This is a genomic window from Burkholderia aenigmatica (assembly GCF_902499175.1).
GTDB classification, from domain to species: domain Bacteria; phylum Pseudomonadota; class Gammaproteobacteria; order Burkholderiales; family Burkholderiaceae; genus Burkholderia; species Burkholderia aenigmatica.
In genome coordinates, this window is record NZ_CABVQC010000011.1 from 89,085 (window position 1) to 99,645 (window position 10,561).

Here is a 10,561-nt window from a genome sequence, read left to right on the forward strand (position 1 = left end):
CGCGCCTCACTTGAACCGGATGGTCGGGTTGATGACCGCGTACAGCACGTCGACGGTCAGGTTGATCAGGATGAACTCGAGCGAAAACAGCAACACGATCGCCTGGATCACCGGGTAGTCGCGCATCGTCACCGCGTCGACGAGCAGGCGCCCGAGCCCCGGCCAGTTGAACACGACCTCGACGACGATCGAGCCGCCGAGCAGGAAGCCGAACTGCAGCCCCATCATCGTGACGACCGGGATCATCGCGTTGCGCAGGCAGTGCTTGAGCACCACCGTCGGCTCGCGCACGCCCTTCGCGCGCGCGGTGCGCACGAAATCCTCGTTCAGCACCTCGACGAACGACGCCCGCGTGAAGCGCGCCATCACGGCCGCGACCGCGGCGCCGAGCGTCAGCGACGGCAGCACGTAGCTCTTCCACGAGCCGTCCGGCACGACCGGCAGCCAGCCGAGCTTCACCGAGAAAATTTCCATCAGCAGCATGCCCAGCGCGAACGCCGGGAACGAGATGCCCGACACCGCGAGCGTCATGCCGAGGCGGTCGGGCCAGCGGTTGCGCCACACCGCCGACGCGATGCCGATCGCCATCCCGAAGGCCGTCGCCCACACCATGCTGACGAGCGTCAGCAGCAGCGTCGGCATGAAGCGCTCGCCGATCTCGGTCGAGACCGGCCGCTTGCTGCGGGTCGACAGGCCGAAATCGCCGTGCGCGATCTTCACGAAGAAGTTCACGAACTGCGCGGGCAGCGGCTGGTCGAGGCCGAGATCGGTACGCACCAGCGCGACCGTCGCATCGTCGGCTTCGGGCCCGGCCGCGAGCCGCGCCGGATCGCCCGGCAGCAGGTGGACGAACAGAAACACCAGCACCGCGACGATCGCGAGCGTGGGCAGCAGGCCGAACAGGCGTTTGACGAGAAAATTCAGCATGGGGCACCGATCGAATCAGCATGCCGGCGGCTGGCGCCGCCGGCACCGCGTGGCGGACGAGCCGCCGTCATCACCACTGTCATTTCAGCGAGATTTCGTCGAAGTTGAACGAACCGTCCGGCATCACGTAAGCACCCTGCAGCCGCTTGCTGCGCGCGTACACGATCTTCTCCTGCACGAGGAAGATCCACGGCGCATCGGTCCAGATCTGCTTCTGCGCATCGGTGTAGAGCTCGGTCTTCTTCGCGCGGTCGACCGTCTCCAGTGCCTTCGAGAGATCGCCATCGACCGTGTCGTTCTTGTAGTACGCGGTGTTCAGGAGCTTCGGCGGCGCCGACGTGCCGGCGAGCAGCGGCGTGATCGCCCAGTTCGCCTCGCCGGTCGACGACGACCAGCCGAGGTAGTACATCCGCACCGGCGCCTTCGCCGGATCCGGCGCGCTCTCGACCTTCGCGACGCGCTCGCCGGCTTCCAGCGCCTGCACCTGCACCTTCACGCCGACCTGCGCGAGCTGCTGCTGCACGAACTGGATCGCCTTCTGCGACGTCGAGTTGTTATACGCGGACCACAGTGTCGTCTCGAAGCCGTTCGGATAACCGGCCTCCTTCAGCAGCGCGCGCGCCTTCGCCGGGTCGTACGGCCACGGGCCCAGCTTCGTCGCGTAGTCGACACCCTGCGGCACCACGCCGGTGGACGGCGTCGCGAAGCCGGCAAACGCGACCTTCGCGAGCGCTTCCTTGTTCACCGCGTAGTTCAGCGCCTGGCGTACCTTCGGGTTGTCGAGCGGCTTCTGCTGCATGTTCAGCGACACGTAGCGCTGCACGATCGACGGCCGCTCCACGACGTCGACCTTCGGGTTGCCCTTCAGGTCGGCCGCCTGCTCGAACGGGATGCGGAACGCGAAATCGGCTTCGCCCGTCTTGATCAGCGCCGCACGCGTGTTGTTGTCGACCACCGGCTTCCAGTCGATCGCGTCGATCTTCGGATAGCCCTTCTTCCAGTAGCCGGCGAACTTCTTCACCTTCAGGTCGTCGGTCTGCTTCCATTCGACGAACTCGAACGGGCCGGTGCCGACCGGATGCAGCGCGATGTCGCGGCCCCACTTCTTCAGCGCGGCCGGCGAGATCATCACGGCCGACGGGTGCGCGAGCGTGTTGATCAGCGCCGAGAACGGCTCGCGCAGCGTGATCTTCACCGTGTACGGATCGACCACTTCGGTCTTCTCGATCACGCGGAACATGTTGTAGCGCTTCAGGTGGTTCGCGGGATCGGTCACGCGGTCGAAGTTCGCCTTCACGGCCGCCGCGTTGAAATCGGTGCCGTCGTGGAACTTCACGCCCTGGCGCAGCTTGATCGTGTAGGTCTTCGCATCCGGGCTCGCGTCGTAGCTCGTCGCCAGCACGTTGACGAGCTTCATGTCCTTGTCGAAGCCGAACAGCCCCTGGTAGAACGACTTGACGACGGCCTGCGACACCGTGTCGTTCGCGTCGTACGGGTCCATCGTCGTGAAGGTCGAATCCACTGCCATCACCGCGGTCTGCTGCGCGAACGCGGGCACCGCGGCCGACAGCGCGAACGCGCTCGCGGCGGTGGCGAACAGCGCGCGCGAGCGGAACATCGGAAATGAAAGCGACTTGCTCATGTGACCTGACTCCTGTGCATGATTCGGTAACGTGTGGTTGGATACGCGGAACGACTGCCCCCGCTCGGGAAAAAACCGTCTCTGCCTCGCACGTGCGCAACTGCGATCCATCGCCGCCTCCGCGCGTTCAATACGCGCCGCCGACGCGGTGCGTCGCGACGTAATGATCGGGGCCGACCGCGACGAGCGGTGCGACGACCGGTTCGTCGCCGGCCGCGCGAATCGGGCTCGGGATCTCGTCCGCCGCGAGCTGGCGCGGCGCATGCCGGCGCGCGGGGTCGGCCACCGGCACCGCGCTCATCAGCTTCTTCGTGTAGGGATGCTGCGGCGCCTCGAACACCGCGCGGCGCGGGCCGATCTCGACGATCTGGCCGAGATACATCACCGCGACGCGATGGCTGATGCGCTCGACCACGGCCATGTCGTGCGAGATGAACAGGTATGCGACACCGAGCTCGCGCTGCAGGTCGAGCATCAGGTTGACGATCTGCGCCTGCACCGACACGTCGAGCGCCGACACCGATTCGTCGGCGATCACGACCTTCGGGTTCAGCGCGAGCGCACGCGCGATCGCGATCCGCTGGCGCTGCCCGCCCGAGAATTCATGCGGATAGCGACGCGCGGCCTCGGGCGGCAGGCCGACCTTGTCGAGCAGCCAGTCGACGCGCGCCTGCGCTTCGCGGCCGCTCGCGACGCCGTGCACGAGCAGCGGCTCCATGATCGAGAAGCCGACGGTCAGGCGCGGGTTCAGCGACGCGAACGGATCCTGGAAGATGAACTGGATGTTCCGGCGCAGCGCCTGCAGGTCCGGGCCTTTCAGCGCACTGATGTCGCGGCCGTCGAACTCGATCGAGCCGCTCTGCGATTCGACGAGGCGCAACAGCGAGCGGCCGGTGGTCGACTTGCCGCAGCCCGATTCGCCGACCAGCGCGAGTGTCTCGCCCGCGCGCAATTCGAAGCTCACGCGCTCGACCGCATGCACGTACTGCGATACGCGGCCGAATACGCCGCTCTTCACCGGGAAGCGCGTCACGAGATCGCGCACGCGCAGGATCGGCGACGCAGACTGATCGACGGGCGGTTGCGTAGCGTCGTTCGCCGCGGGTGCGGGCGACGGTGCTTCCGCGTTTGTCCCCTCCACCTTCAGCAGCGGGAATTTCTCGGGCGCATCGGTGCCCTGCATCGAGCCGAGCTTCGGCACGGCCGCGAGCAGCGCGCGCGTGTAGCGATGCGCGGGCGCCGCGAAGATGCGATCCGATTCGCCCTCCTCGACCTTCTCGCCGCGATACATCACGAGCACGCGGTCGGCCACTTCGGCCACCACGCCCATGTCGTGCGTGATGAAGATCACGCCCATGTTCATCTCGTCCTGCAGCCCGCGCACGAGTTGCAGGATCTGCGCCTGGATCGTCACGTCGAGCGCGGTGGTCGGCTCGTCGGCAATCAGCAGCGCGGGCCGGCACGACAGCGCCATCGCGATCATCACGCGCTGCCGCATCCCGCCAGACAACTGGTGCGGATAGCGCGCGAACACGCGACGCGCCTCCGGGATGCGCACGAGCTCGAGCAGCCGCAGCGTTTCCGCGCGCGCTTCCGACATGCTTTTCGACTGATGCAGCGCGATCGCCTCGCTGATCTGGTCGCCGACCGTGAACACCGGGTTCAGCGACGTCATCGGCTCCTGGAAGATCATCGCGATGTCCGCGCCGCGAATGCCGCGCATCGTCGCGCCGCTTGCCTGCGCAAGATCGACGAGCGCGCCGCCGCGCCGGCGGAATGCGATCCGGCCATTCGTGATCGCGCCGCCGCCGTGCTCGACGAGCCGCATCAGCGAGAGCGACGTGACCGACTTGCCCGAGCCCGATTCGCCGACGATCGCGAGCGTCTCGCCGCGATCGACGTGAAACGACACGTTGCGCACCGCGTCGAACGTCGCGCCTTCCCGGCGGAACGTGACCGACAGGTCGTCGACGGCCACCACGCGCTGCTCGGGCAGCACCAGGCCGGACGGGTTACGGCTCGAAGTCATCGTGGGTCTCCTCCTCGTGCGGTCCGGGATCAGGCCGTGTCGTCGTCGCGATAGATGCCGACCACCGGCGCTTCGCCGACACGCGCGTAGCCGCGGTACATCCCTTCGGTGTTGAACGGCATCGCGACGTTGCCCTGCGCGTCGACCGCGATGATCCCGCCGCGGCCCGCGAGGCGCGGCAGCTTGTTCATCACGACGTCGTGCGCGGCGTCGGCGAGCGACGCGCCGCGATACGCGATCTGCGCGGCGACGTCATGCGCGGTCGCGAGCCGGATGAACATCTCGCCGGTGCCCGTCGACGACACCGCGCACGTTGCGTCGTCCGCATAGCAGCCCGCGCCGATGATCGGCGAATCGCCGACACGCCCCGGCTGCTTGTTGGTGATGCCGCCCGTCGATGTCGCCGCCGCGATGTGGCCGTGCCGGTCGCACGCGACCGCGCCGACCGTGCCGTGCTTGCGGTCCGGATCGAGCGGTTCGGCCGGCTGCGGCTGCGATGGTGATGCGCCGAAGGTGAACGTCGCCGCGTCGTGGTCGAGCATCGCACCCGCCGCTGCGCGCGCCTTGACCCACTGCGCGCGACGCGCGTCGGTGTCGAAGTAGCCCGGTTCCGCGAGTTCGAGCCCCTGCGCGGCCGCGAACGCATCGGCGCCCTCACCGGCGAACAGCACGTGCTCGCTCGCTTCCATCACGCGCCGCGCGGCCAGCACCGGATTGCGCACGCGCGTCGCGCAGCAGATCGCACCAGCGCCGAGCGTCGCGCCATCCATGACCGCCGCGTCGAGTTCGTGCTTGCCTTCCGCTGTATAGACGGCGCCGCGTCCGGCGTTGAACAGCGGACAGTCCTCCAGCATCCGCACCGCGACAGTGACGGCGTCGAGCGCGCTGCCGCCGTCGGCCAGCACCTGCTGCGCGGCCGTCAGGATCGCGGTCAGTTCGGCACGGTACTGACGTTCGGTGTCGGAATCCATCGCATCGCGCAGGATCGTGCCTGCGCCGCCGTGAATCGCAACGATCGCGGGTGAAGTCATGTTTTTTTCGGACGGTGAGAAGAAGGGTTGGCGGCCGGCAGCGCCGCTTGCGGCTGCACGAGCCACGGCAGCAGAAATTCGGTCATCTCGGCGGCGGATTTCGCGGAGCGGTGCGTGCGCAGCGCGACCGCGTCGATCAGCGCCTCGATCATCGCGAGCACGGCCGCTTCCGACGTGGCCGCGAAGCGCCGTTCGGCCTTGACGTACAGGTTCAGCGATGCGATCGGCGCAAGCGGCGATTGCGGGCCGTCGGAGATACCCAGCACGCGTGCACCGCGCGCCGCCGCCCGGCGGGCCAGCTCGATCGTGTCCGTCACGTAGCGCGGAAACGCGAGCGCGATCACGAGATCGCGCGAATCGGCCGTGTACAAACGCCGCGCCGCATGCGACGGGCCGCCGAGCAGCGCAAGCGACTGCACGTTGTCGTGACAGACGGACAGCCCGTGCTCCATCAGCCCGGTGAGAAACGCGCTCGACCCCGCGCCGAGGATCAGCACGCGCCGCGCGCCGACGATCGCCTCGACCGCGGTTTCGACATCGGCCGCGTCCAGTTGCGCGCGCGTGTTCTCGATGTTCGCGACGGCCTGGTCGAAGACCGCGTCGATCCATGCGGCGCCACGCACGCCGGACTCCTGTTCCTGCGCGGAACGCAGCCGCTCGACCGGCCCGAGCGTCGCCTCGAAGCCACGCACGAGCGCCGCGCGCATCGCCGGATAGCCGTCGAAACCGAGCGCCTTCGCGAAACGGTTCGCGGTCGCGATCGACGCATTCACGGCCTGCGCGAGTTCGTCGATACGCATCGTCGCCGCGCGGAACGGATTCGCGAGCACGAACTCGCCCATGCGTCGGTGGATCGGCGTCATCAACGGCATCGCCGACGCGATCCGCTCGGCGATCGCGGGTTCATCTTGACTGGCGTCGTGCGGAACGAGAGGCGTCATGCGAAGGGTTGTTGCAAGGATGATGAAAATCAATTTACACAATCCTGATCATGAAAAGAAATAAATTTTCATCAGGGTTGTCACGCCCCATCCTGTGCCCGGCGATCGCCCGATCGCTCGCACAGCCCTGCCGCACGGGCTTTGGCACGTGGTCGCCGTGCGTCGTCATGTGTACTGCACGTCCTCGCCTATCGGGAAAACCCCGAGCAGATTCGTTCGAATGCCCCGTCGGCGATTCGCAGCAGCTCGCGCCATCGGCGACGCATGGCCAGTTCGTCGGCATGGCCGGGATCGCCGTCACCTTCCGATCCATCGCGGCGGCGCCTTCGGCGCGCTGCCGCCGCCCCGGGCGACGCGCCGTTCGCGCATGCCGCGCGTGCTGTCCGGGCGCCCGATATACGGCCGCCGCGGCTTTTCAAGCGCCTCGTCTGCTCGCGGCGCGAGCCGCGCGGGTTTTCTCGATCGCATCGATACCTTACAATTCGTCAGGTTTTCCCTTCTGCATGCCCCCTTCTTGCAGTCCTGACACCGCGGTACACTCGACGCACGCCGTATCAGGGTCCGACGCGCGACGCGCGCGCCGGGCGGCGTCGCGCCTCGTTGCGCCCACAACTGGATGCCTGCCATGCCAGACTCCCGTCCCTCGCCCCGCACGACATTCAAGCCACAGGTCGTCCTGCCCGCGCTCGCGGTCATCGGCGCGCTGCTCGTCGTGTGCGCGCTGCACCCGAGCGAAGCCGGCGCGCTGTTCTCCGCCGGCCAGCAATGGGTCATCGCGCGTTTCGACTGGTTCTACGTGCTCGCCGTCACCGGCTTCCTCGTATTTCTCGTGCTGATCGCCGCGAGCGACTTCGGCAACATCCGGCTCGGCCCCGACGATGCCCAACCCGAATTCAGCTTCGTGTCGTGGACAGCCATGCTGTTCGCGGCCGGCATGGGCATCGGCCTCATGTACTTCGGCGTCGGCGAGCCGATGCAGCACTTCCTGAAACCGCCGACCGTCGACCCCGGCACGCCCGCCGCCGCGCGCGAGGCGATGCTGATGACCTTCTTCCACTGGGGCTTCCACGCGTGGGCGATCTACGGGCTGATGGGGCTCGTGCTCGCGTACTTCGGCTTCCGCTACAACCTGCCGCTGACGCTGCGATCGGGGCTGTATCCGGTGCTGCGCGAGCGCATCAACGGCTGGATCGGCCACACGGTCGACGCGTTCGCGCTGGTCGGCACGGTCGCCGGCATCGCGACGACGCTCGGCTACGGCGTGATGCAGCTGAGCGCGGGCCTGCATACCGTCGCCGGCTGGGACACCGGCAGCAACGTGTTCCGCATCGGGCTCGTCGCGGTCGTCGTGATCCTCGCGGGCGTATCGGCCGCGACCGGCCTCGACAAGGGCGTGCGGCGGCTGTCCGAGCTGAACCTGCTGCTCGCGTTCCTGCTGCTCGCCTTCGTGGTCGTTGCGGGCCCGACGGCCTTCCTGTTGCGCGCGCTCGGCGACAACATCGGCCAGTACCTGTCGAGCCTCGTCGACCTGTCGTTCCGCACGTACGCGTATGCGCCGCCGCGCGAGGAAGGCTGGTTCGGCGGCTGGACGATCCTCTACTGGGCGTGGTGGGTGTCGTGGTCGCCGTTCGTCGGCATGTTCATCGCACGCATCTCGCGTGGCCGCACGATCCGTCAGTTCGTGATCGGCGTGCTGCTCGTGCCGACCGCGTTCAATCTCGTGTGGATGACCGTGTTCGGCAACAGCGCGATCTGGCTCGATACGCACGGCGCGGCCGGCGCGCTCGCGCAGACGGCCACCAATGTCGACGCACTGCTGTTCCGCTTCTTCGATTTCCTGCCGATGCCGCAACTGCTGTCGATCGTCGCGATCGTGCTGATCGCGGTGTTCTTCGTCACGTCCGCCGATTCGGGCGCGTTCGTGATCGACCAGATCGCGACGCGCGGCAACGCGCACTCGCCCGTCTGGCAACGGCTGTTCTGGGCCGCGCTGCTCGGCGTGACGGCCGCGGTGCTGCTCGTCGCCGGCGGGCTCGGCGCGTTGCAGGCGATGACGCTGATCGCCGCGCTGCCGGTCGCGATCATCATGATCGCGCTCTGTTACGGGCTGTGGCGCGGGCTCGCGGCCGACCGCGTGCACTATTCGCAGGACGTTGCGCCCGCGACGAGCTTCTGGACCGGCCAGCACTGGCGCCACCGCCTGACCCACATCCTGCGGCAGACGACCGAAGCCGAAGCGCGCCAGTTCATCACGGAGACGGTCGAGCCTGCACTGCGCAAAGTCGCCGACGAACTGCGCTCGAGCGGCGTCGATGCGAACGTGCAGCGCGACAGCGACGACGCGATGCGGCTCACGGTACCGACCGCCGACCATCGCGATTTCGTGTACGGCGTGCGCGTGACGGTGAAATCAGCGGCCGCGTTCCTGGTGCGCGAGGCGGCCGAGCCGGAAGCGGAACGGGCACACGTGTACGGGATCGTTACCTTCTTCGAGGACGGCCGGCTCGGTTACGACGTCGAATACCTGCGTGGCGACGAAGTGATTGCCGACGTGTTGCGCCAGTACGAACGCTACGTGTCGCTCGCGGCCGACAAGCGCACGCATCTGCTGAGCCGCGCGCCGGGACACGCGACGGAGGCCGAATGAACTCCGCCTTTGCTGTGCTGTGGCGGTCTGCCACGCCTGCCGGAGACGCACGATGACCAGCCTCCTGCAAAGCCGCGCCTCCGACGTCATCGCGCTCGGCACGCTCGCCCTGCTCTACCTCGGCGGCGCAGGCATCGCGCTTTGGCGGATCCGGGCCGCGGCGCCGCGCGGCAAGGTCTACTGGGTCGTCTGCGCGGCGCTGCTCGCCGGCGGCGCCATCGCGATGGGCATCAACCTGTCGCCGATGCCGGACACCGGGGATATGCCGCCCGGGTTTGCGCTCGGCGTCGAGGCCGTCCTGCTCGGCCTCGCTTTGGTCGCCGGCGGTTGCGCGTGGCTGATGCTGCGCGCGCGGCGACGCTGACGCGCGTACGTCACACGCCCCGGCTTCGTCCCGGCTTCGTCCCGCGCGAACGGCAATACGCGGGGCGAATCGGCCGCCCCTTCCGTGATCCGCCTTTTTACCGCACGGCGTTACGCGGACGGTGCGCGCGCCGTCACGAGCCAGCATGCCGCGTCGAAGCGCACATCCGCACCATCTGCGTAGGGTTCGAACGCGGCACGCATCGTGTCGACCACGCGCCGCCGCGTCGCCTCGTCCACCTCCAGCAACGCCAGCCCGACCGGGCCCAGCCGCGTGATGTAGTCGTCCAGCGCGGCCGCGGGCAGCGCGCACGCCAGATCGACCGGCTCGATCGCAATGTCGGCCCAGCCGCTGTCCGACAGCACCGACGCGATCCGCTGCCGGTCGCCGAACGCGAATTGCCCCGGCGCGCCGGGCCGCCGTGCGGGCAGGTTCGGCAGCAACGGCGCGGCGGCCCGCTCGGCGATCGTCATGAACGGATTGTCGGCCGCGCCGCGCCACGCGACGAACCGCATCTGCGCCTTCGGCCGCGCCGCATGCCGCAGATTCGCAAAAGCACGAACCGGATCGTCGAAAAACATCACGCCGAGGCGCGACACGATCAGGTCGACGCTCGCGGGCTCGAACGCGTGCGTCTGCACATCCGCGCGCACGAAGCGGACGTGAACGCCGCTGCGCTCGGCACGCGCCTGCGCGGCATCGATCATCCGTGCCGAGATATCGATGCCCGTGCATTGCGCGTTCGCACCGAGCCGCCGCGCGAGCGCGAGCGTGACCGCGCCCGTGCCGCAGCCGACGTCGAGCACGCTGCGCGCGGACGACGTGGCCGCCGCATCCACCAGCAACTTCTCCAGCGGTTCGAACATCCGGTCGATCGGCGCCTGCGTATCGACCCACGCGCGCCCCGACGGGCCGTTCCACAGCGCGGATTGTTCGTCGTTGGGCCGGCTGGTTTCCATGGTCGATTCCCCTTCTGGTTC

The 10,561-nt window shown here is 68.2% G+C and carries 8 protein-coding genes; 2 read left to right on the forward strand and 6 right to left on the reverse strand.

What is annotated here, in order from left to right; all coding sequences use genetic code 11:
* Positions 1–6: 6 nt before the first annotated feature.
* The 5 genes from gsiC to BDO18943_RS10625 form a co-directional block, all read right to left on the reverse strand.
* Positions 7–927 (reverse strand): glutathione ABC transporter permease GsiC, encoded by a 921-nt coding sequence (gene gsiC / locus BDO18943_RS10605; RefSeq protein ID WP_175022243.1) that lies wholly within the window; start codon positions 925–927, stop codon positions 7–9.
* Between the two features lie 79 nt (positions 928–1,006).
* Complete coding sequence (gene gsiB, locus BDO18943_RS10610) at positions 1,007–2,569, reverse strand: glutathione ABC transporter substrate-binding protein GsiB (protein ID WP_043183382.1); 1,563 nt, start codon at positions 2,567–2,569, stop codon at positions 1,007–1,009.
* Positions 2,570–2,696: 127 nt separating this feature from the next.
* Positions 2,697–4,598, reverse strand: a complete 1,902-nt coding sequence (locus tag BDO18943_RS10615) for a dipeptide ABC transporter ATP-binding protein (RefSeq protein WP_175022244.1) — start codon at positions 4,596–4,598, stop codon at positions 2,697–2,699.
* Between the two features lie 29 nt (positions 4,599–4,627).
* Complete coding sequence (locus BDO18943_RS10620; protein WP_175022245.1) at positions 4,628–5,629, reverse strand: isoaspartyl peptidase/L-asparaginase family protein; 1,002 nt, start codon at positions 5,627–5,629, stop codon at positions 4,628–4,630.
* Complete coding sequence (locus tag BDO18943_RS10625; RefSeq protein WP_089453179.1) at positions 5,626–6,570, reverse strand: MurR/RpiR family transcriptional regulator; 945 nt, start codon at positions 6,568–6,570, stop codon at positions 5,626–5,628. Before BDO18943_RS10625 ends, BDO18943_RS10620 begins: the two co-directional genes overlap by 4 nt.
* A 625-nt stretch (positions 6,571–7,195) precedes the next feature.
* Here BDO18943_RS10625 and BDO18943_RS10630 point away from each other — a divergent pair.
* A complete protein-coding gene (locus BDO18943_RS10630) occupies positions 7,196–9,217 on the forward strand; it encodes a BCCT family transporter (protein WP_175022246.1) in 2,022 nt (673 codons plus the stop codon).
* A gap of 52 nt (positions 9,218–9,269) precedes the next feature.
* A complete protein-coding gene (locus tag BDO18943_RS10635) occupies positions 9,270–9,581 on the forward strand; it encodes a hypothetical protein (protein WP_043183372.1) in 312 nt (103 codons plus the stop codon).
* A 110-nt stretch (positions 9,582–9,691) separates the two neighbouring features.
* On the opposite strand, the gene BDO18943_RS10640 is transcribed toward BDO18943_RS10635, so the two are convergent.
* Positions 9,692–10,540 (reverse strand): class I SAM-dependent methyltransferase, encoded by an 849-nt coding sequence (locus BDO18943_RS10640; protein ID WP_175022247.1) that lies wholly within the window; start codon positions 10,538–10,540, stop codon positions 9,692–9,694.
* Positions 10,541–10,561: the final 21 nt, after the last annotated feature.